The organism is Streptomyces sp. IMTB 2501, assembly GCF_001953885.1.
Lineage (GTDB): Bacteria > Actinomycetota > Actinomycetes > Streptomycetales > Streptomycetaceae > Streptomyces.
This window is the reverse complement of sequence record NZ_MQUS01000008.1, coordinates 174,791-195,662: the sequence shown is the minus strand read 5'-3', so window position 1 is coordinate 195,662 and position 20,872 is coordinate 174,791. Positions and strand designations below refer to the sequence as shown.

Below are 20,872 nucleotides of genomic sequence, written 5' to 3'. Positions count from 1 at the left end.
GGTGTAGACCTGTTGTAGCACGATGAAGGCGGGATAAGGAACCACGAAATCCGCTACCGATACGCTACGCGGCGTGCCGATGTGCTAAAGGGGCGAACGGCCCCCGGTGTGCGGCCTGCTGAGGTCGCCTCGGCGAGGTCACGCCTTGGTGATGTCCTCGACCTCGTCCTCCGGTTCGCGGCCCGGCGTCTTCAGGTCGAACTTCGTGATGGCGAACCGGAAGACGGCGTAATAGGCCGCCGCGAAGCACAGGCCGATCGGGATGATCGCCCAGGGCTTCGTCGCAAGGTTCCAGTTGATCACGTAGTCGATCAGACCGGCCGAGAAGCTGAAGCCGTCGTGCACTCCGAGCCCCCAGGTGACCGCCATCGAGACACCGGTGAGCACGGCGTGGAAGGCGTAGAGCACGGGCGCGATGAAGAGGAAGGAGTACTCGATCGGTTCGGTGATGCCCGTCACGAACGACGTCAGCGCCACCGACAGCATCAGGCCGCCGACCTCCTTGCGGCGGTGCGGCTTGGCGCAGTGGGTGATCGCCAGCGCGGCCGCCGGCAGCGCGAACATCATGATCGGGAAGAAGCCCGAGGTGAACTGGCCCGCGTGCGGGTCGCCCGCCAGGAACATGTTGATGTCGCCGTGCACCACCGTGCCGTCCGGCTTGGTGTAGCTGCCGAACTGGAACCAGATGGGCACGTTCAGGAACTGGTGCAGGCCGACCACCAGCAGTGCGCGGTTCGCCACCCCGAAGACGCCCGCGCCCCAGGCGCCCGCGTCCCGCAGCCAGTGGCTGAAGCTCTCCAGACCGCTGCCGATCGGCGGCCAGATCCACAGGCACAGCGCCGCGAAGACGATGGCGACGAACGCCATGATGATCGGCACCAGACGCCGCCCGTTGAAGAAGCCGAGCCAGTCCACCAGTCTGGTGCGGTGGAAGCGGGCCCAGAAGAAGGCGGCCAGTAGACCGATGACGATGCCGCCGAAGACGCCCGGGTTCTGGAAGGTGAAGGGCGCCACGGAGCCCACGCCCGCGCCGCTGCTCACCTGGCAGCCGACCTGCGGGATCGCCTTCGCGCCGCCGGGGCAGGACTCGGGGAACTGGTGCAGCACGCCGTAGTAGACGAGGAAGCCGGCCACCGCCGCGAGCGCCGTCGAGCCGTCCGCCTTCTTCGCCATGCCGATCGCCACGCCCACGCAGAACAGCAGTGGAAGGCCGAGTGAGCCGTCGAGCAGGGCGCCGCCCGCGCCCATCATCACCTTGGAGACGTTGGTCCAGCCCAGCCCGTCCTTGCCGAACACGTCCGGCTGGCCCAGGCGGTTCAGGATGCCCGCCGCCGGCAGCACCGCGATCGGCAGCTGCAGACTGCGGCCCATCTTCTGCAGGCCCTGGAACAGGCGGTGCCAGCGTTCCCGCGCCGGGCTGACCGTGCCGCCGGCGGGTGTGCTCTCGGCGCTCATGGGCGACCTCCGGCCACTCGGCTCGAACGCGGTTCGTCGGATGCGGTTTGGCGACCGTCCCCACGGTGGTGTAGACCAGTTGGCGGACGGTTCCGCTGTTGTGATCGCCATCATTCGGCACGTACGGCAAGACCGCTCGCGAAGATGGGCCAACTGTGGGTTACTGCGACTAAGCGGTTCGGATCAGGGAGAAGGAACATGGCCACCAAGGCTGAGAAGATCGTCGCCGCGCTCGGCGGGCTGGACAACATCGAGGAGATCGAGGGCTGCATCACCCGCCTGCGCACCGAGGTGTCCGACGCCTCGCTGGTCGACGAGGCCGCCCTGAAGGCCGCCGGCGCCCACGGCGTCGTCAAGATGGGCACCGCCATCCAGGTCGTCATCGGCACCGACGCAGACCCGATCGCCGCGGAGATCGAAGACATGATGTGAGCTGACGGGTTCACCTTGGAGGGGCTCTTCCCTGTACGGGACGAGCCCCTTCCATATGTACGACTAGGCTCCATGCCATGTCTCGCATCGACGGCCGTACTCCCGAACAACTCCGCCCGGTCACCATCGAACGCGGATGGAGCAAGCACGCCGAGGGCTCCGTCCTCGTCTCCTTCGGCGACACCAAGGTGTTCTGCACCGCCTCCGTGACCGAAGGCGTCCCGCGCTGGCGCAAGGGCAGCGGCGAGGGCTGGGTCACCGCGGAGTACGCCATGCTGCCCCGCGCCACCAACACCCGCGGCGACCGCGAGTCCGTCAAGGGCAAGATCGGCGGCCGTACGCACGAGATCTCCCGCCTCATCGGCCGCTCGCTGCGCGCCGTCATCGACTACAAGGCGCTCGGCGAGAACACCATCGTCCTCGACTGCGACGTCCTCCAGGCCGACGGTGGCACCCGTACCGCCGCCATCACCGGCGCGTACGTCGCCCTCGCCGACGCCGTCGCCTGGGCCCAGGGCAAGAAGCTGATCAAGGCCGGCCGGCAGCCGCTCACCGGCACCGTCTCCGCCGTCTCCGTCGGCATCGTCGGTGGTGTCCCGCTCCTCGACCTCTGCTACGAGGAAGACGTGCGCGCCGAGACCGACATGAACGTCGTCTGCACCGGCGACGGCCGCTTCGTCGAGGTCCAGGGCACCGCCGAGGCCGAGCCGTTCGCCCGCGAGGAGCTGAACTCCCTGCTCGACCTCGCCGTCGCCGGCTGCGCCGACCTGGCCGCGATCCAGCGCGCCACGCTGGACGCCGCGCTCGGAAAGTAACGGGCACAAAGAAAGTAAAGGGCAGGCCAACAGGAAGGGTGCGCGCGGGCAACCCGCGCGCCCTCCCCGGCGTCCTAGCTACGGACAGCCGTCCCAGGGGAGGGGAACACCACCATGGCCGTCAGCCGACGCCGTCTCACCGCCGTCGCCGTCGTCGTGGCGACCGCGACGCTCACCGCCGGCCTCGCCACCGGCTGCGACAGCGTCGACAAGGCCCTGGACTGTGTGCACACCGCCGACTCCATCGCCGACAGCGTCACCGACCTGCAGCAGGCCGTGGAGAACGCCGCGAACGATCCCACCCAGGCCGACGCCTCTCTCGACTCCATCGAGAAGAACCTGGGGAAGATCGGCGACAAGACCGACAACGCCGACGTCAACAAGGCCGTCGACGACCTGAACAAGGCCGTGGGGAACGTCCGTACGGCCATCAAGAACGGCGACAAGACCCCGGACGTGAGCCCGGTGACGGACGCGGCGGGCGAATTGACCAAGGTCTGCACCAAGTAAGGGCGCGGAAGCGCCCGCCAGGCTCAGTACTCCCGGTCCCGCCGCCGCTGCTCCCGCTCCTCGCGCCGGTCCCGGAACAGCTCCCGCCGCTCCTCGCGCCGCTCGCGCAGCGCCTCGTGCCGCGCTTCCCTGCGCTCCACCCTCTCCTGCCTGCGCTGTTCCTTCAGCCGCTTCTGCTCGGCTCGGGTGACCTTGCGCTCCACGCCGACCCCGCCCCAGAAGGCGAGCCCACCGATGATCACCCGCGGAGCGCCCGGCTCGGGCGGCCCGTCGTCCCGGGGGTGCTCGAAGCCGCCCATGATGCCGATGCCCCGGACGACGACCTCGACCCCCGGCGGCACGATCACCTGGACCCCGCCCATGACCGCCACGCAGTTGATCTCGACCTCGTGGTCCGCGAAGTTGGCCTCACGCAGGTCGATCTCGCCGCCGCCCATGAACGCGAAACAGTTGAACCGCTTCGGCACCGTCCAGCGGCCCTTGCGCTCGAACCCCGACAGAATCGCGATCCCGCCGGTCGAGGACCCCTCGCCGCCGACGATCCGGGACGCCCAACTCCCGCTCTCCACAGGCGCCTTGGTGAACGAGACCGGAGTAGCGGGCGCCGCCGTGCCGCCCGTCGGCAGATCGCGGGTGAGCGGCGTCAGCTCGCCGTAGGTGCGCGCCTTGTACACCGCGTCCAGGCGCTCCTCGAACTCGTGCATGTCGAGGCGGCCCTCGGCCAGAGCGTCCCGGAGGACCTCGGCGACCCGCTCACGGTCGGCGTCGGACGCCCGGAGGTCCGGGACTGCGTCGTCGGTCATGACAGAAGCCTACGAGACGGCCTTCTCCGCGTACATCTTGGCGATGACGGCCTCGATGTCCGGCTCCCGTACCGACAGGTCCACCAGCGGATACTCCGCCGCGAGCCGTGCGACGAGCGGCGCCGCCGACTGCCCCGCCGGGAACGCCAGCCACTGCCGCGGCCCCTCCACCCGCACCACCCGCGCCGACGGCACCTCGACCGGCGGCAGCTCCCGCTCCAGGTCCACCACCAGCGTCCGCTCGCTCTCGCCTGCCTCGTGCAGCCCGGTGAGCGGACCGTCGTACATCAGCCGTCCGTGGTCGATCACCATCACCCGGGAGCACAACTGCTCGATGTCCTGCAGGTCGTGCGTGGTCAGCAGGACCGTCGTGCCCCGCTCGGCGTTCAACTCCCGCAGAAAACCCCGCACCTTGGCCTTCGACACGACGTCCAGGCCGATCGTCGGCTCGTCCAGGTACAGCACCTCGGGGTCGTGCAGCAGGGCCGCCGCGATGTCTCCGCGCATCCGCTGCCCGAGCGAGAGCTGCCGTACGGGCACGTCCAACAGGGCGCCCAGCTCCAGGAGTTCGACACACCGGTCCAGGTTCTCGCGGTAACGGGCGTCCGGGATCCGGTACATGCGGTGCGCCAGCCGGTAGGAGTCGAGCAGCGGCAGGTCCCACCACAGGGTCGTACGCTGACCGAACACCACCCCGATCCGGTGCGCGAGGCGCCGCCGCTCCCGCGACGGGTCGATGCCGGCCACCCGCAGCCGCCCCGCGCTCGGCGTCAGGATGCCGGTCAGCATCTTGATCGTGGTCGACTTCCCGGCGCCGTTCGGCCCGATGTAGCCGACCATCTCCCCGCGCGCCACGGTGAACGAGAGCGAGTCCACCGCCCGTACCTCGCGCCGCTCCCGTTTGAGGACCCCGGTCTTCTTGCGCACGTCGAAGACCTTCTCCACGTTCTCCAGCGCGATGAAGCCCTCGGTGACGTTCCCGGCGAAGCCCTCAGCGAAGCCCTCGGTGAATGCGCGTTCTGTCATCTGTCAGCTCCCTGTGCTCCGGTACGAACGAAGTCCCGTCCGCCAGGCCAGCCCCGCCAGCGCACAGCACCCCACCGCCACCAGCGGCGGAGTGAACGCCACCCACCCGGGCAGCCCCAGCGGATACGGCCGCCCCAGCACATAGGTCGCGGGCAGCCAGTTGACGAAGGCCAGCGGCAGCACGAAGGTCACCCCGCGCACCAGCTCCTTCGCGAACACCGTCGGCGGATACTGCAGCAGCGTCGTCCCGCCGTAGGTGAAGGCGTTCTGCACCTCCGAGGCGTCCTGCGCCAGGAACTGGAAGGCCGCACCCGCCACGAACACCGCGCAGAAGATCCCGCAGCCGCTCACCACCATCACCGGCATCAGCAGCAGCTTCAGCGGCGTCCAGTCGACGTCGACCCGGGTCAGCGACCAGCCCAGCACCAGCGCGCCCTGCACCACCCGGCCCAGCCGGCGCAGCGCGAACTGGTCGGCCGCCACCTGCGCCAGCACCGGCGCCGGACGCACCAGCAGCGTGTCCAGCGTGCCGTCCCGCACCCGCCGCCCCAGCCGCTCCATCGACCCGATCACCAGGTCGGCCAGCCCGAAGGCCGTACCGGACAGGCCGTAGAGAAAGGCCACCTCGGGCAGCGACCAGCCGCCCAGGGCGTGCACCCGCGAAAACATCAGCATGATCCCGACGAAGTCGAAGAACGTCGTCGCGAAGCTGCCGAACGTGGTCATCACGAACGAGGCGCGGTACGTCATCGTGGACCGCACCCACATCCCGGCGATCATCAGATAGGCCCGCAGCCCCTCCCGCACCCGGCCGCGGTCGAGGTGACTCACCTCACCCATGTCACCCACCCTGGACCACCACCCTGCGCGTCGCCGCCGACTGCACCAGCCGTCCGGCGCCGAGCAGCGCCACCGCCCACGCCCCCTGGAACGCGTATGTGCCCAGCGGATCCGCGTGCCCGAGCAGGATCTGGCTCGGCGCCTGGAGCAGCGAGGACCACGGCAGAGCCCGTACGACCTCGCCGAGCGCCCCCGGGAAGACGTTCAGCGGCAGCAGCATGCCCGAGCAGAAGTAGCCGGCGAGCCATGCCATCTGCGTCACACCCATGCCGTCCAGGAGCCAGAACGCGCTCAGCGCGATCAGGTACCGGATCCCGAACCCGACGAGCATCGCCAGCAGCACGGCGACGAAGAAGGCGATCCAGGTGCCCACGTCCGTCGGCAGGTACACAGGGAAGCACAGGGCGCCGAAGGCAAAGGGGACCACTCCCCGGCCCAGCAGCTGGAAGAAGGCCCGGCCGAGATCGGTGGCGAGCCACCACAGCTGCAGGTCGGCGGGCCGGTACAGGTCGATCGCCACGTCCCCCGTACGGATGCGTTCCATCAGTTCGTTCTCGACGCCTCCGCCGCCGATCGCGAGCGTCGACAGGAACGCCTGGCCCACCCACACATAGGTCACGACCTGTGACTGGTCCCAGCCGCCCAGATGCGGTCGCTCGTCCCAGAGCGCGCGATACGTGTACACGAGGATCAGCCCGAAGACCGTGTTCGTGAACACCCCTGCCGCAGTGGCGGCCCGATACGTCGCGTACCGTCTGAATCCCCCCGCCGCGACGGCCATGTACAACCGTCCCGTGCCCACGCCAGTCCACCTCCCGGGACCGCTCGACACCGAAGCGCAGGAGCCTAGTCCGGAGGCCCGGTCGCCGGCCACGCATTTTGTGGCCGAAGCGTGCCGGAATCCGGGAACGGAACGCCAGGTGCGAGAGTCTTCAACCTGGGGGCGCAGAAGCGTACGAGACGTACGGGAACGTACGACGCGAAAAACAGGAGTCCGTGCACGACATGAGCGACGAGCCGCAGCCGCAGCAGCCGACCGAAGGCGTGCCGCCGACAGAGCCGCTGCAGGCTGAAGGGCCCGGTGACCCCGGGGGCGAGCGGGCAGGGTCCGGGGCGACGCCGAAGCCGGCGAACCCGACGCCTGACGCGGAGACCGGGCGAGCCGAGGGATCCGGGCCGGCCGAGCAGGCCGGGCAGACCGCGCGTGGTGATCAGCGCCGGGAAGCCGAGGTCGGCCGAACGGGTGATCGTCCGGCCCAGGACCGGACGGCCTCCATGGCTCGGGCCCGCCAGGCTGCCCGAGGCCGCCGGACGGAGCCGGGAACGCCCACGCCGACCGGCGACACGGTCTCCGGTGCGGGCTCGGGCCCGGTTTCGGGATCCGCCTCGGCAGCCGGTGCGGCTTCGGTGTCCGGTAAGGATGCTGCGGCTGGTGAGGGCTCGGCCAGGGATGCGGCGGCTCGTGGGGGCTTGGCGTCCGGTGGGGGCTCGGGTTCCGGTGGGGATTCGGCGGGCGGTGCGGGCTCGGGTTCGGTTTCGGGGTCCGGCTCGGCGGGCGGTGTGGCTTCGGTGTCCGGCAAGGATGCGGCTATCGGCCAAGGGTCGGCCAGGGATGTGGCGGCTCGTGAGGGCTCGGCGTCCGGTGCGGGCTCGGGTTCCGGTGGGGATTCGGCGGGCGGTGCGGGTTCGGGTTCGGTTTCGGGGTCCGGCTCGGCGGGCGGTGCGGCTTCGGTGTCCGGCAAGGATGCTGCGGCTCGTGAGGGCTTGGCGTCCGGTGCGGCTTCGGTGTCCGGTGAGGATGTGGCGGCCGGCGAAGGGTCGGCCAAGGAATCGGCGGGCGGTGCGGCCACGGGTTCGGCGTCCGTCGGTGGTGCGTCGGCAGTCGGCGCGTCCGAGGCGTCCGGGGAAGCCGGCGCGGCCGCTGGGCGTCGTAGTGGCTCCGGGAAGCCGCAGGGGCCGGGGACGCCGGCCGGTTCCGGGCAGGAAAAGCCGGCCGAGAGCACCCAGGTGCTCCGCCGGGTCACGGCGCCCCGCGGGTCAGACGAGGCCGCCGCGGGCTCCGGTGAGACGCGAGCGCCCGAGACCACCCAGGTCCTCCGGCGGGTCAACGCACCCCGAGCGGCCGAGCCGGGCGAGCCCGCCAGGACCGCGGCCACCTCCCCGGCCGGTGAGCAGAGCGCCACCGGCCGTAACCCGCGTACCCCGCGCACTCCTCGGACCACCGGTACCGGCGCGAACCGCGCTGCCCAGGCCGCCGGCGCGGCAGGTGCCGTCGGTTCCGCCGCCGGACAGGCCTCCCCGGCGGGCCCCGCCGGAGCCGTCACCCCGGGCCCCCGCACCGGCACCAACGCCGGCCGCAACACCCCCCAGCGCGACGCCCAGGCTCCCGAGGAGAACACCACCCTCCTCGCCGCCACCCCCGGCGACGGTCAGCCGGCCGGAGGCGACGGCGGCACGGGCAAGAAGGCCAAGCGGCCCAAGCGGACCGGGTGGCGCAGGATCATTCCGACCTGGCGGATGGTGCTCGGCACCTTCTTCGTCGGCATGCTGCTGATCATCGGGCTCTTCTTCGTCGGCTACTCGATGGTCAACATCCCGCCGGCCAACGCCATGGCCGTCAAGCAGAGCAACGTCTACCTCTACGCCGACGGCTCCCAGATGGCCCGCGACGGCGACATCAACCGCGAGAACGTGAGCCTCGCCCAGGTCTCCAAGGACGCCCAGCACGCCGTACTGGCCGCCGAGGACCGCGACTTCTACTCCGAGTCGGCCGTCGACCCCAAGGCGATGGTCCGCGCCCTGTGGAACACCGCGACCGGCAAGGGCAAGCAGTCCGGCTCGACGATCACCCAGCAGTACGTGAAGAACTACTACCTGGCCCAGGAGCAGACGGTCACCCGCAAGGCCAAGGAGTTCTTCATCTCGATCAAGCTGGACCGGCAGAAGTCCAAGGACGAGATCTTCGAGGGCTACCTCAACACCAGCTTCTTCGGCCGCAACGCCTACGGCATCCAGGCCGCCGCCCAGGCCTACTACGGCGTGGACGCCAAGGACCTGGACCCGGCCCGCGCCGCCTACCTCGCCGCGCTCGTCAACGCGCCCAGCGAGTACGACGTCGTGGCTCACCCCGAGAACAAGTCGGCGGCGGTCGCCCGCTGGAACTACGTCCTGGACGGCATGGTCAAGAAGGGCTGGCTCAGCCAGTCCGCGCGCGCCGGCCTGAAGTTCCCGATGCCGAAGGAGCAGACGGTCTCCACCGGTCTGTCCGGCCAGCGCGGCTATCTCGTGCAGGCGGTCAAGGACTACCTGAGCAAGAACAACATCATCGACCCCGACCAGCTCGCGGCCGGCGGCTACCGCATCACCACCACCATCCAGAAGAACAGGCAGAACGCCTTCGTCAAGGCGGTGAACGACCAGCTGATCTCCAAGCTGGACAAGAAGAACAACAAGGCCGACAACTACGTCCGCGCGGGCGGCGCCTCCGTCGACCCGAAGACCGGCAAGGTCGTCGCGATGTACGGCGGCATCGACTACGTGAAGCAGTACACCAACGGCGCGACCCGCGGCGACTTCCAGGTCGGCTCGACGTTCAAGCCGTTCGTGTTCACCTCGGCGGTGCAGAACGGCTCGACCACCCAGGACGGCCGCACGATCACCCCGAACACCATGTACGACGGCACCAACGAGCGCCCCGTACAGGGCTGGAGCGGCGGCGCCTATTCCCCGCAGAACGAGGACCAGAAGTCGTACGGCCAGATCAACGTCACCAAGGCGACGGACCTGTCCGTGAACGCCGTGTACGCGCAGATGGCGGTCGATGTCGGCCCGTCCAAGGTCAAGCAGACCGCGATCGACCTCGGCATCCCCTCCGGCACCCCGGACCTCCAGCCGTACCCGTCGATCGCCCTCGGCACCGCCACCGCCAGCGTGCTGGACATGGCGGAGAGCTACGCGACCCTCGCCAACCACGGCCAGCACGGCACGTACACCCTGATCGACAAGATCACCAAGGACGGCACGAACGAGATCAAGCTGCCCGAGCAGTCGGTCAAGCAGGCCGTCACCCGGGAGGCCGCCGACACCACCACGTCCATCCTGCAGAGCGTGGTCGACAACGGCACCGCCACCGCCGCGCAGGCCGCGGACCGTCCGGCGGCCGGCAAGACCGGTACCGCCGAGAACGACACCGCCGCCTGGTTCGCGGGCTACACCCCGGACCTGGCCACGGTGGTCTCCGTCATGGGCCAGGACCCGGTGACGGCCAAGCACGTGGGGCTGTACGGCGCCCTCGGCCAGCCCCGGATGAACGGTGGCGGCCCGCCGACCCAGATCTGGGCCCAGTACACGCACGACGCGCTGCAGGACCAGCCGGCCAACGACTTCGACCTGCAGCTGGAGCAGGGCGCCGAGGAGCCGCAGCCGCCCGCCGCGACCGGCTCGGCCCAGCCGGGCACGACCGGTGGCCAGAGCGGCAGTGCGACCCCCAGCCCGTCCGGCGGCGGTGCGACCAAGAGCCCGGCCGGCGGCACCACCGGTATCCCCACCGGCGGCGGTACGGCGACCAACGGAGGCACTCCCACCACCGGCGGCGGCACCACGACCGGCGGCACCCCCACGACCGGAGGCAACACGACGGGCGGGGGAACGACCACCGGCGGTGGCACCACGGGTGGTGGCGCGACCGGCACGGACACCACCGGCGGAGGTACGGCCGCAGGAGGCGCCACCGACGCCGGCGGCGGTGGTACGACAGGCACGGCCGCCGGAGCCGGAGGCGGCGATCCCGCCGCCTGATGCCCCGGTGATGTCTCAGTGACCGCTGGTCGCCTTCAGACCCACCACGGCGACCAGCAGCAGACACACGAAGAAGATCCGGGCGGCGGTGACCGGCTCACCCAGCACCACCATGCCTAGCACCGCCGCACCGGCCGCCCCGATACCGACCCACACGCCGTAGGCGGTACCGATGGGCAGGGACTTCGCGGCGTACGACAGCAGGAGCATGCTGGCCACGATCCCGGCGCCGGTGAACAGGCTGGGCACCAGCCGGGTGAAGCCCTCCGTGTACTTCATCCCGATCGACCAGCCGACCTCCAGCAGACCGGCGACGACCAGCAGAACCCAAGCCATGACAGCACCTCCGGAAGGTATCTCTGAACGGGGGTGCGTCGTCTTTTCCTGGGGGTCGGGGATCCCGGTACGGCGCGTCTCGTCGGGCTGACCGCCTTCGAACATAGCAAAGGAAGCGCAAAAGGGGCCGGTGACGATGGTCACCGGCCCCTTTTGCGAGATGGGTTCAGAGATACAGCCCCGTGGAGTCCTCCGACCCCTCGAAGCGGTCCGCGGCCACGGCGTGCAGATCCCGCTCGCGCATGAGCACGTACGCCACACCCCGCACCTCGACCTCGGCCCGGTCCTCCGGGTCGTACAGAACGCGGTCGCCGGGCTCCACGGTCCGTACGTTCTGGCCGACCGCGACGACCTCGGCCCACGCCAGCCGGCGTCCGACCGCGGCGGTGGCGGGAATCAGGATGCCGCCCCCCGACCGCCGCTCGCCCTCGCCGGTGTCCTGCTTGACCAGAACGCGGTCGTGCAGCATCCGGATGGGGAGCTTGTCGTGATGGGGGGTGCGGTGCTCGTCTCTGGGGCTCACGCCTCGAACCTACCTGTCTTCGCCCTGCCCGTACGCCTCCGGGTCAGCCCCTGCGCCGCCGGGAGCCCATGGCGAGCAGCCCGACGACACCGACGGCGACCAGCGCGACCGGCACGACCCGCTCCATCCGCAGGGCGCCCTCCTCGTCCACGAACTGCGCCCTGACCTGACTCACCGCCCGGTTGACCTGCACATATGCCCGGCCGACGGTGTGGTCGACGTTGGCGACGACCTTGGCTTTCGCATCCCCGATGATCGTCTGCGGATGGACCCGCACCCCGATCTCGTCGAGCGTCTCGGCCAGCACTTCACGGCGGCGCTTGATGTCCGCCTCGATCTGCGCCGGGGTTCTGGTGTCCGACGTGTCCGCCACCGTACGGCCTCCGAAGTCTCCTGATGCTGTTCCGGACAGTTTGTCAGTTGCGGGCCGCACCGCGCCGCAAGGCCCCCCGGTTACGCTGGCCCGATGAGCGAGCGACTCCAGCCGGGGGACGTGGCCCCCGCCTTCACCCTCCCCGATGCCGACGGCAACGAGGTGTCCCTGGCCGCCCACAAGGGCCGCAAGGTCATCGTCTACTTCTACCCGGCCGCCCTGACCCCCGGCTGCACCAAGCAGGCCTGCGACTTCACCGACAACCTGGATCTGCTGGCCGGCGCCGGCTACGACGTCATCGGCATCAGCCCGGACCAGCCGGAGAAGCTGGCGAAGTTCCGCGAGAAGGAATCCCTGAAGGTCACCCTCCTCGCCGACCCGGAGAAGAAGGTCACCGAGGCCTACGGCGCCTACGGCGAGAAGAAGAACTACGGCAAGACGTACCTGGGCGTCATCCGCTCCACGATCGTCGTGGACGAGGAGGGCAAGGTCGAACGCGCCCTCTACAACGTCCGTGCCACCGGCCACGTGGCCAAGATCATCAAGGATCTGGGTATCTGACGGCCCGTCTCGGCGGAGGGCGGCCCGCCCCGGAGTGACCTGGTGCGGGCCGCTCTTACGACCCGCTCGCCGTCGGCGGTACCGACGGCCCCGGCAAGCCCCGTCCGCCCTGCGTACCCTCCGCCCCCGCCCTCGCCCGCACCGCCACCGCCGTCAGCGGGGGCGGCGGCTTCTCGGCTGCGGTCATGGGCTCCCTCCTCGGCGAAGGCATTCCCCGTCCAGGACACCCCCGTCGAAAGACATCCCCCTCGAAGGACCTTCCCCGGCCGGAGGACAGCACATCGGGTGCCCCCGCCCCGCCGCATCACGCGGAATCGCACGGCGAAGTTCACGCCCCCAGCGTGCGCGTCACCACGTAGATCAGCAGTCCCGCCAGTGATCCCACCACCGTGCCGTTGATCCGGATGAACTGCAGGTCCCGGCCGATGTGGGCCTCGATCTTCCGGGTGGTGTGCTCGGCGTCCCAGCCCGCCACGGTGTCGGTGATCAGAGACGTGATCTCCTTGCGGTACGTCGTCACGACGTGTACCGCCGCGCCCTCGACCCAGCTGTCGACCTTCTCCTGCACCTTCGGCTCGGACGCCATCCGCGCGCCCAGCGACAGCAGCGCGGCCCGAACCCGCAGCCGCAGTTCGCTCCGCTCGTCCTCGGCCGCCGCCACGATCATGGACCGTACGGCCGTCCAGGCCGAAGCGATCAGGTCCTGCACCTCGCCGCGGCCCAGCACCTCGCCCTTGAGCCGCTCCACCCGCGCCCGGGTGTCCGTGTCGGACTGCAGGTCGGAGGCGAAGTCCGTGAGGAAGCGGTCCAGTGCGCCGCGCGCCGGATGCGCGGGCATGTCCCGCATCTCGGCACAGAAGCGCAGCAGCTCCTTGTAGACGCGCTCGCCGACCTTGCGGTCCACGAATCTCGGGGTCCAGCCCGGGGCGCCGCCCTCCACCGCCACCATCACCTCGTCGCGGTGCAGCACCAGCCAGTCGTGCGCCCGCGTCACCACCAGGTCCACCACCCGCCGGTGCCCGCCGTCGGCGACGATCCCCTCCAGCAGTTTGCCCAGGCCCGGGGCGATCTCCTGGGTGTTCGCCCGCCGGGTGACGGCCTCGGTCACGACCGCCTGCACATCCGAGTCCCGCAGCACCGTCAGCGCGCCGCGCAGCGCGGTCGCCAGTTCCGCCGTCACCCGGTCCGCGTGCTCCGGCTCGGCCAGCCAGGCCCCGAGCCGACTGCCGATACCCACCGCGCGCAACCGCTGCCGTACGACGTCCTGGGAGAGGAAGTTCTCGCCGACGAACTCACCGAGCGAGACGCCCAGCTGGTCCTTCTTCGTGGGGATGATCGCGGTGTGCGGAATGGGCAGCCCGAGCGGATGCCGGAAGAGCGCGGTCACCGCGAACCAGTCGGCGAGGGCGCCGACCATGCCGGCCTCGGCGGCCGCGGCCACATAGCCGGCCCAGGGTCCGGCGCCCTGGTGCCCGGCGAGGTTGGCCAGGACATAGACCAGCGCCACGAACAACAGCAGGCCCGTCGCCGTGAGCTTCATTCGGCGCACCCCACGCCTGCGCTCCTCGTCGGCCGGGGTGAAGGCCGTCATGGTGCGGTACGACACGCCCCGCGCCGTCGCCGGTGCCGGCGCCGTCGTCTCCGTCTCGGTCGGTTCCATCAGCTCCACCCGTTCGGTGATCCCGCGGTGATCCCGCACACAATTGTCCCTGCCTGACCGACTCCCGGAACGGAACAAGAGTTCCCGGGCGTCTGCCCGAACGGAGGTTTGGGCAGGGTTCTGCCAGCTCTCCCCGGCCCATGACGCATCATGGGCTCATCAAGATCGGAGCCTCGGGCTCCCACCCCCGAGGAGAACCACACCAGCGTGACCAGGCGACAGGGCTATGCGGTACTGAGTGCGCTCGTCACGCTGGTCGTGGCCGTGTCCGCCGCGATCTACCTCACCGTGGCGGCCGACCACGGCGCCGTACACAGCGCCCTCACCGACGACCGCCCGCACCACGACTCCTCCGTCGCCCCCGCCTCGACCGGCACCTGGGTCGGCGCCTGGTCCACCTCCCCGGTCGGCGGCGAGCCGGGCACCGAGACCACGGGGCTCGCGGGCCACTCGGTGCGCAATGTCGTGCACACCGGCACCGGTGGTACGAGCGCCCGGATCACGCTGTCCAACCTCTACGGCCAGACCCCGCTGACCCTCACAGACGCCTCGATCGCGCTGTCCGCGGGCGCCGGCACCGCCGCGGCCGACCCGGACTCGATGCGCCGCCTCACCTTCAACGGCGCCACCGGCGTCGTCATCCCGGCCGGCGAACAGGCCGTCAGCGACGCCGTACGCCTCACCGTCCCACACGACAGCGACGTCCTGGTCACCACCTACTCCCCAACACCCTCCGGCCCGGTCACCTACCACCCGCACGCCCGGCAGATCTCCTACGTAGCCGACGGCGACGCCACCAAGGACACGACCGGCACCCCGTACACCGAACAGACCACGTACTGGCGCTACTTGACGTCCCTCGACGTCCTCAGCGACGAAGCGGACGGCACGGTCGTCGTGTTCGGCGACTCCATCGCCGACGGCATCACGTCCACCACCGGCGCCAACCACCGCTGGCCGGACATCCTCGCGGGCCGGCTGCGCAGCGCGATCGAGGGCGGGGGACAGGTGCCGCGGTACAGCGTCGTGAACGAGGGCATCAGCGGCAACCAGGTCCTCGCCGACGGACTCGGCCGGCCCGCCGAGAACCAGAGCGGACTCGGCCGCTTCGGCCGGGACGCGCTCTCCCGGCCCGGCGTCAAGGTCGTCGTCATCGACCTCGGCGTCAACGACATCCTGCGCAACCCCCAGCTCGCCGACCCGAACAGCATCATCGCCGGCCTGCGCACCCTCGTCCGCGAGGCGCACGCCCGCGGTCTGAAGGCCGTCGGCGCCACGCTGATGCCGTTCCAGGGCCACCGCGGCTACACCCCGGCCCGGGAGGCGGTGCGCCGGCAGGTCAACGCGCAGATACGTTCCGGTGGCGTGTACGACGCGGTCGTCGACTTCGACAAGGCGCTGCGCGACCCCTACGACCCACGCCGCCTCCGCCCCGACTACGACTCCGGCGACCACATCCACCCCAGCGACCGGGGCTACAGCAGGATGGCCGCCGTGTTCGACCTGAGCATGCTCAAGGGCGCGGGACAGGCGGAACTGTAGGGACCCTGTAGGGACCAGGCAGGCGAAGCCGCAGTGACGGCGCAGGCGGAACTGTGGGGACGGGCAGGCGGGCGGAACGGCAGGTGCGGCGGCGAGGAATACTGGCGGGCATGACCCGCTTGATCCTCGCCACCCGCAACGCCGGAAAGATCACCGAGCTGAGGGCCATCCTGGCCGATGCCGGCCTCTCCCACGAACTCGTCGGCGCCGACGCCTACCCCGACATCCCGGACGTCAAGGAAACCGGCGTCACCTTCGCCGAGAACGCGCTGCTGAAGGCGCATGCGCTTGCGCAGGCCACGGGGCTGCCGGCGGTCGCCGACGACTCGGGCCTCTGCGTCGACGTCCTGAACGGCGCCCCCGGCATCTTCTCCGCCCGCTGGGCGGGCAAGCACGGCGACGACAGGGCCAACCTGGAGCTGCTCCTGGCCCAGCTCTCCGACATCGCGGACGAGCACCGAGGGGCGCATTTCGCCTGCGCGGCGGCCCTGGCCCTGCCGGACGGGCGGGAGCGGGTGGTCGAGGGTCAGCTGCGGGGCGTACTGCGGCACGCCCCGGCGGGCACGAACGGCTTCGGTTACGACCCGATCCTGCAGCCGGAGGGCGACACCCGGACCTGCGCCGAGCTGAGCCCGGAGGAGAAGAACGCGATCAGTCATCGGGGGAAGGCGTTCCGGGCTTTGGTGCCGGTGGTTCGGGAGTTGCTGGGCTGAGAACGGAAGAGGGGCTGTCCCGATGGACGGCCCCTCCGTGTGCGTGGGCCCGGTGGGACTCGAACCCACGACACACCGGACCTAAACCGGCGCCCTCTAGCCAGCTGGGGTACGGGCCCTCAGCTGTGCCTACTGTACTGGTCGCGGCAAGCCGCTCGTCGCCCTCCTCGGCACCAGGTGCTCGTGATCGCGTGACAGTTGGGGCAGAGCAGCCGGAGGTTCGCTCGCCGGTTGTCGCGCCAGTCCCCGTTGATGTGGTCGACTTCCAGCGTCATAGGATTGCCGAGCCACCGCGGGCCGACCCCGCAACTGGCGCACTCCTCAGGAACACCGATGTCGCGAAGAGCGCGGCGGAGGAGCGCGGTCTTTGTCCGTTGTCTTCCATCGTGCCGGGCGAGAACTTCCTCAGGTCGTTTGGCGGTCGCGCTTGCCCTGCCTCGCTGGTGTGCCTGCCCCAGGAAGTGAGAGCAGTCGAGGTCATCCTCTGCTACCCACTGATGAAACAGTGCGCGGTGCTGGCCGTTGCACGGCTTGCCCAGTGCACGGAGAGCACCTGCGATGGAGGTCGCCTCCTCGACGGCGCGCCGCAGCTCCTCAGCTGCCGGCTTGGGCGAGAGCCCACCTGCTCGCCGCCGACGTGGGAAGTGGGAGATGTCGATGCCGAAGTGTTCAAAGCGCCTGTACAGGTGCCGACGAAGGTTGCGGTAAGACCGTACGCCGAAGAAGGCGATGACCTCGTCGATATCGGCGCATAGACGGGCTGCTTCGGCCAGTCGCTCGCGGGTGTACTGCATGCCATTGCTCATGAAGCCCACCCGCTGACGCGCCCTTTGCCGCGCCCCCGGTAACTGTCCGTCGTCGAGTGGCAATTAGGGCAGAGCAGCCGCAGGTTCTCGAGCCGGTTGTCTCGCCAGTTGCCGTCGATGTGGTCGACCTCAAGGGGGAGAGGTTCGCCTAGCCAGACCGGCTCAATCCCGCACAGGGCGCAGCGCTCCTCCACACCCAGTTCTCGCATCGCCCTCTTGAGACGGTCGCTGCGGATGCGCCTGGCGTGTGCTGCCGTGTCCTCTACGAGGATCTCCTCGGCCGTCCGGCGACGCTGGTTGTACCGCTGCCGTTCCGTACGGACTACCGAAGCGAAGTGCGAGGTGTCGAGGCCGTAGGCCTTGATGCGCCGGGAGATGTTCGTGTGGTGCCCGCCGACCAGCGCGAGTCCGAGCCGCCGTAGCACCTCGTTCACGCTCGTCGACGCAGCGACCACAGGTTCGAGAACCTCCCGCGTCCACTTGGCCCCCTCCCGCTCAAAGTGAGAGACATCCACTCCAAGCTTCTTCATCCGCTCGTAGATGTATCGCCGCTTCCAGCCCTTCGGTTCCACCCCCAACCTCACTAACGCCTCCGACAACGTCCGCGCCCCGCGAGCCGCTTCCTCCAGCCGCTCCTTGGTGTATGCGCTGACCCCCATCGAGCCCCTCCGCTCTGGGCGTGCGTTCGCCGCCCGTACGGAGTAACGAACCGTTTATCGGACAGTCACGCCCGGGACCGGAAAGTCAGGCCCCTGTCGTGGACCATGGCCGCACGATCATCAGCACCGTCACGGTGGCCCACAACAGGTTGAACACCCCGGTGACCATGGCGAGCCGCGCGGGGTTCGCGCCCCGGCCCTCCATCAGCGCGCTCTGGAGGGGCAGTACCAGCGCGCCCAGTACGACTGCGGCGAGGGCGGTGAGCGCGATCGACGCGATCAGCCAGGCACTGCCGAGCACGCCCATCTCGCCGGCGGTGGCGAACCCGAAGACCGGCACGACGACACCGACAAGGGCGTACACCCGGCAGATCCGGTGCAGCACGTGCAGGGTCCCGGTGGCGCCGGAGTCGTCCGGCGCGGCGAGCAGACGGCGCGCGACGGGCGGGAACATGCTGGCGGCGACGGTCACGGGGCCCACGGCGACGATGGCGGCGAGGACGTGGACGGCGAGGAGGAACTTGGTCACGCGGTGACGGTAGGAGGCTTTGGGATCTTTGCAGAAGCGGCGAAAACGCCACTCTTCAACGGATTCTCGCCAGCAGCTGAGCGGGGTGTCACCTCCTGCGGTACTGATGGATCCGCTCGGCTGTAATCCGTCGTAGACCTAGGATCCCGCCATGCACACCGTGGCCGTACTGGCGCTGGACGGCGTCATCCCGTTCGACCTCTCCGCCCCCATCGACACCTTCGGCCGGGCCCGGCTGCCGGACGGCCGGGAGCCGTACCGGGTGCGGGTGTGCTCGGTGCGGGAGGAGGTGAGCGCGGGCGCCTTCACGGTGCGGGCGCCGTACGGCCTGGACGCGCTGGCGGAGGCGGACACGATCGTCCTGCCGGGCGTGGCGGAGCCGCCGGAGCAACTGCCGCCGGGCGTCGCCGAGGCACTGCACGCGGCGGCACGCAACGGTACGCGCATCGCGTCGATCTGCGTGGGCGCGTTCCTGTTCGCGGCGACGGGCCTGCTGGACGGCCTGCGTGCGACGACGCACTGGTACGCGGCGGGCCGGCTGGCGGCGCTGTACCCGAGGGTGACGGTCGACCCGAACGTCCTGTACGTCGACACCGGCCAGTTCCTGACCTCGGCGGGCGCCGCGGCGGCGCTGGACATGTGCCTGCACATGATCCGCAGGGACTTCGGCTCGGCGGTCGCGGCGCACACGGCCCGGATGTCCGTGATGCCGCTGGAACGGGAGGGCGGGCAGGCCCAGTTCATCGTCCACGACCTGCCCCCGGCGCCCTCGGGTGCCACGTTGGAGCCCCTGCTGCAGTGGCTGGAGGACCACAGCGACCGCGATCTGACGGTGGACGGGATCGCGGCCCGGGCGGGCATGAGCACCCGCACCCTCAACCGCCGCTTCCGCGAACAGACGGGTACGACTCCCCTGCAGTGGCTGCACCGGGCGAGGGTACGGCGGGCCCAGCATCTGCTGGAGACGACGCCGTATCCCGTAGAACGCATCGCGGCCCAGACGGGCTTCGGCTCGCCCACGGCGTTCAGGGAACGCTTCCGGAGGGTGGTGGGGACGAGCCCGCAGGCGTATCGGCGGGCGTTCAGGGCGGGGGCGCTGTAGCCGACAGATAGTCTGCTGTGCCTCCCTGCCCAGCGGCCGAATCTGCGCCCGCCTCCAGGCCTTGCGGCCGACTCTGTGTCTCTACACCTTGGCGGGTGTCTCCAGGCCCTGGCGGGCGGTGTCTAGGCCTTGCGGTCGGCGACGGCCCAGGAGGCGAGGGCGACGGCGCCGGCGACACCGAGGACGGAAGGCCAGGCGCCGACCTTTTTGGCCAGCGGGTGCGACCCGGCGAACGCGGCGACGTAGGCGGCGCTGAGCGCCCCCGCGGCCTTTCCGCCGGCCTGCTTCCGCCACTGCTGAGCGGCAGCGGTACCGGCGACTGCCAGCACGGCCCCACCCAGCTGCCGCTTCTTGGTCCAGCGGGCAACGCCGTATCCACCGACGAGCCCGGTAGCGGCAACAACCGCACTGGGAACCCTGGCCATGAGTGCCTCCTAGCGTCCGTTATGTCTGCGCTGAGGCTAACGCGCAGGTAGGCGAGGGGTTGGAACCTGAGTCGAGGTCTGTCAAGTTTCGGATGGAGGGCCACTGGCCCCGACCAAGCCGAGAAGCCCCCCGTTACTGGGGGGCTTCGTCGGCCGCGCTGTCGTTCACCGGGGATGCGGGCCGTAGCGTCGTAGGGCCGTAGGAGGACGAGGCCGGGCCGGCACCTCCCGCATCAGCGGAGGGCAAGCCGGCCGGCCCACCGGACACCTGGCCGGCCGCCGCTGTCCGCCGTACGGGAATACGGGACCGGCCGCTTACCCGACGCTGTCGTTGCAGCCCATGGTCGAGCCGATGTGGGTGCTCTGTGCGCCCGGGTCGCCCTCGCCGTTGAGCGCGTTGCCCAGCGCGCCGTTGAGGATCCCGAGCTCGCCGATGACGTCGAGGTTGAGGTCGTGCGACCGGCAGTTGGCGCTCTGCATGGCGCTGCTGCTGCCCCCGCCCCCTCCGCCGCCGGCGTAGGCGGTGCCGGAAGCGAGGAACCCGACGCTGCCGATGGCCGCGACCATGACGGCGGTCTTGCGAAGCTTGTGCATGTCATCTCCAGATGTGCGTACGGATACGGTCAGTGACAGGTCGACCGCTTGCGGTTATGGAGATTAGTGAGAAAATACCCCAATGGGGGTGGAGGCGCGCCGGTATTGTGATCACGTAACGGCAGCATCCCGAAATCATACGAACTGACGAAAGCATGGCATTCGGGCGGTAATTCCCCTTGCGCCGGGTCGGCCGAGCGGCCGCCCACGGCACGGCCGTCGGGGCGACGAACCGCCGCTTTTCGACTGCGATGCCCACTGGTAGCGCACCACTGTCGAGCCGTGCATCACCGGCCTGGAGCGATGGCGTGCCCGGGCCGCTCTCCTCGGCGGCCAGGCGCTCGTCCACTCGCACGTCGGCAAGCGGAAAT

General features: G+C 70.2%; 22 protein-coding genes and 1 tRNA gene. 8 read left to right on the top strand and 15 right to left on the bottom strand.

Annotated elements, in window-relative coordinates; translation table 11 throughout:
- Window positions 1-138: 138 nt before the first annotated feature.
- Window positions 139-1,455: a PTS transporter subunit EIIC gene (locus AV521_RS16460; protein WP_076088990.1), complete on the bottom strand. Its 1,317-nt coding sequence runs from the start codon at window positions 1,453-1,455 to the stop codon at window positions 139-141.
- Between the two features lie 198 nt (window positions 1,456-1,653).
- On the opposite strand from AV521_RS16460, the gene AV521_RS16455 reads away from it, so the two are divergent.
- The 3 genes from AV521_RS16455 to AV521_RS16445 all read left to right on the top strand — a co-directional run bounded on the left by AV521_RS16455 (window position 1,654) and on the right by AV521_RS16445 (window position 3,212).
- Window positions 1,654-1,887: a glucose PTS transporter subunit EIIB gene (locus AV521_RS16455; RefSeq protein ID WP_076088988.1), complete on the top strand. Its 234-nt coding sequence runs from the start codon at window positions 1,654-1,656 to the stop codon at window positions 1,885-1,887.
- Window positions 1,888-1,964: 77 nt separating this feature from the next.
- The gene (gene rph / locus AV521_RS16450) at window positions 1,965-2,702 is read left to right on the top strand and encodes a ribonuclease PH (RefSeq protein ID WP_076088986.1); all 738 of its coding nucleotides are present in this window, start codon (window positions 1,965-1,967) and stop codon (window positions 2,700-2,702) included.
- A 114-nt stretch (window positions 2,703-2,816) separates the two neighbouring features.
- Window positions 2,817-3,212: a hypothetical protein gene (locus tag AV521_RS16445; protein WP_076088984.1), complete on the top strand. Its 396-nt coding sequence runs from the start codon at window positions 2,817-2,819 to the stop codon at window positions 3,210-3,212.
- 23 nt (window positions 3,213-3,235) lie between these two features.
- On the opposite strand, the gene AV521_RS16440 is transcribed toward AV521_RS16445, so the two are convergent.
- From AV521_RS16440 to AV521_RS16425, 4 genes are read right to left on the bottom strand one after another with little or no spacing between them, the layout of a single operon-like run.
- Complete coding sequence (locus AV521_RS16440) at window positions 3,236-4,015, bottom strand: DUF1707 domain-containing protein (RefSeq protein WP_076088982.1); 780 nt, start codon at window positions 4,013-4,015, stop codon at window positions 3,236-3,238.
- 9 nt (window positions 4,016-4,024) lie between these two features.
- On the bottom strand, window positions 4,025-5,041 hold the full coding sequence (locus AV521_RS16435; RefSeq protein WP_076088980.1) for an ATP-binding cassette domain-containing protein: 1,017 nt from the start codon (window positions 5,039-5,041) through the stop codon (window positions 4,025-4,027).
- A 3-nt stretch (window positions 5,042-5,044) separates the two neighbouring features.
- Window positions 5,045-5,881 (bottom strand): ABC transporter permease, encoded by an 837-nt coding sequence (locus AV521_RS16430; RefSeq protein ID WP_076088978.1) that lies wholly within the window; start codon window positions 5,879-5,881, stop codon window positions 5,045-5,047.
- 1 nt (window position 5,882) lies between these two features.
- Entirely contained in the window at window positions 5,883-6,683 is an 801-nt protein-coding gene (locus AV521_RS16425; protein ID WP_076088976.1) for an ABC-2 family transporter protein, read from the bottom strand.
- Between the two features lie 1,205 nt (window positions 6,684-7,888).
- Here AV521_RS16425 and AV521_RS16420 point away from each other — a divergent pair.
- Window positions 7,889-10,678, top strand: coding sequence for a transglycosylase domain-containing protein (locus tag AV521_RS16420; protein WP_076088974.1), 2,790 nt, complete (start codon window positions 7,889-7,891; stop codon window positions 10,676-10,678).
- 15 nt (window positions 10,679-10,693) lie between these two features.
- Here the strand turns inward: AV521_RS16420 and AV521_RS16415 are convergent, their stop codons facing one another.
- From AV521_RS16415 to AV521_RS16405, 3 genes are all read right to left on the bottom strand, one after another.
- Window positions 10,694-11,014 carry a multidrug efflux SMR transporter gene (locus tag AV521_RS16415; RefSeq protein WP_076088972.1) on the bottom strand — a complete coding sequence of 107 codons (321 nt, stop codon included), beginning with the start codon at window positions 11,012-11,014 and terminating at the stop codon, window positions 10,694-10,696.
- Window positions 11,015-11,180: 166 nt separating this feature from the next.
- Window positions 11,181-11,483, bottom strand: coding sequence for a co-chaperone GroES (locus AV521_RS16410; RefSeq protein ID WP_076089203.1), 303 nt, complete (start codon window positions 11,481-11,483; stop codon window positions 11,181-11,183).
- 97 nt (window positions 11,484-11,580) lie between these two features.
- Window positions 11,581-11,910 carry a DUF3618 domain-containing protein gene (locus AV521_RS16405; RefSeq protein WP_076088970.1) on the bottom strand — a complete coding sequence of 110 codons (330 nt, stop codon included), beginning with the start codon at window positions 11,908-11,910 and terminating at the stop codon, window positions 11,581-11,583.
- 93 nt (window positions 11,911-12,003) lie between these two features.
- Between AV521_RS16405 and bcp the strand changes: the two genes are divergently transcribed.
- Window positions 12,004-12,471: a thioredoxin-dependent thiol peroxidase gene (bcp, locus tag AV521_RS16400; RefSeq protein ID WP_076088968.1), complete on the top strand. Its 468-nt coding sequence runs from the start codon at window positions 12,004-12,006 to the stop codon at window positions 12,469-12,471.
- A gap of 328 nt (window positions 12,472-12,799) precedes the next feature.
- Here the strand turns inward: bcp and AV521_RS16395 are convergent, their stop codons facing one another.
- Window positions 12,800-14,131: a DUF445 domain-containing protein gene (locus AV521_RS16395; protein WP_371917044.1), complete on the bottom strand. Its 1,332-nt coding sequence runs from the start codon at window positions 14,129-14,131 to the stop codon at window positions 12,800-12,802.
- 207 nt (window positions 14,132-14,338) lie between these two features.
- Here AV521_RS16395 and AV521_RS16390 point away from each other — a divergent pair, with 207 nt between their 5' ends.
- Both AV521_RS16390 and rdgB read left to right on the top strand, forming a co-directional pair.
- A complete protein-coding gene (locus AV521_RS16390) occupies window positions 14,339-15,673 on the top strand; it encodes an SGNH/GDSL hydrolase family protein (RefSeq protein WP_076088966.1) in 1,335 nt (444 codons plus the stop codon).
- 110 nt (window positions 15,674-15,783) lie between these two features.
- A complete protein-coding gene (gene rdgB, locus AV521_RS16385) occupies window positions 15,784-16,386 on the top strand; it encodes an RdgB/HAM1 family non-canonical purine NTP pyrophosphatase (protein WP_076088964.1) in 603 nt (200 codons plus the stop codon).
- 44 nt (window positions 16,387-16,430) lie between these two features.
- Here rdgB and AV521_RS16380 read toward each other — a convergent pair.
- The 4 genes from AV521_RS16380 to AV521_RS16365 all read right to left on the bottom strand — a co-directional run bounded on the left by AV521_RS16380 (window position 16,431) and on the right by AV521_RS16365 (window position 18,380).
- Window positions 16,431-16,505: transfer RNA gene (locus AV521_RS16380), tRNA-Leu, on the bottom strand.
- Window positions 16,506-17,192, bottom strand: a complete 687-nt coding sequence (locus AV521_RS16375; protein WP_076088962.1) for an HNH endonuclease signature motif containing protein — start codon at window positions 17,190-17,192, stop codon at window positions 16,506-16,508.
- Window positions 17,189-17,851: an HNH endonuclease signature motif containing protein gene (locus tag AV521_RS16370; RefSeq protein WP_076088960.1), complete on the bottom strand. Its 663-nt coding sequence runs from the start codon at window positions 17,849-17,851 to the stop codon at window positions 17,189-17,191. The genes AV521_RS16375 and AV521_RS16370 overlap by 4 nt, the downstream gene beginning before the upstream one ends.
- Before the next feature lie 85 nt (window positions 17,852-17,936).
- Window positions 17,937-18,380 (bottom strand): hypothetical protein, encoded by a 444-nt coding sequence (locus tag AV521_RS16365; RefSeq protein ID WP_076088958.1) that lies wholly within the window; start codon window positions 18,378-18,380, stop codon window positions 17,937-17,939.
- 151 nt (window positions 18,381-18,531) lie between these two features.
- Here AV521_RS16365 and AV521_RS16360 point away from each other — a divergent pair, with 151 nt between their 5' ends.
- A complete protein-coding gene (locus AV521_RS16360) occupies window positions 18,532-19,482 on the top strand; it encodes a GlxA family transcriptional regulator (RefSeq protein WP_076088956.1) in 951 nt (316 codons plus the stop codon).
- Between the two features lie 122 nt (window positions 19,483-19,604).
- On the opposite strand, the gene AV521_RS16355 is transcribed toward AV521_RS16360, so the two are convergent.
- On the bottom strand, window positions 19,605-19,907 hold the full coding sequence (locus AV521_RS16355; protein ID WP_076088954.1) for a hypothetical protein: 303 nt from the start codon (window positions 19,905-19,907) through the stop codon (window positions 19,605-19,607).
- Between the two features lie 315 nt (window positions 19,908-20,222).
- Entirely contained in the window at window positions 20,223-20,501 is a 279-nt protein-coding gene (locus AV521_RS16350) for a hypothetical protein (RefSeq protein ID WP_076088952.1), read from the bottom strand.
- Between the last annotated feature and the right edge of the window lie 371 nt (window positions 20,502-20,872).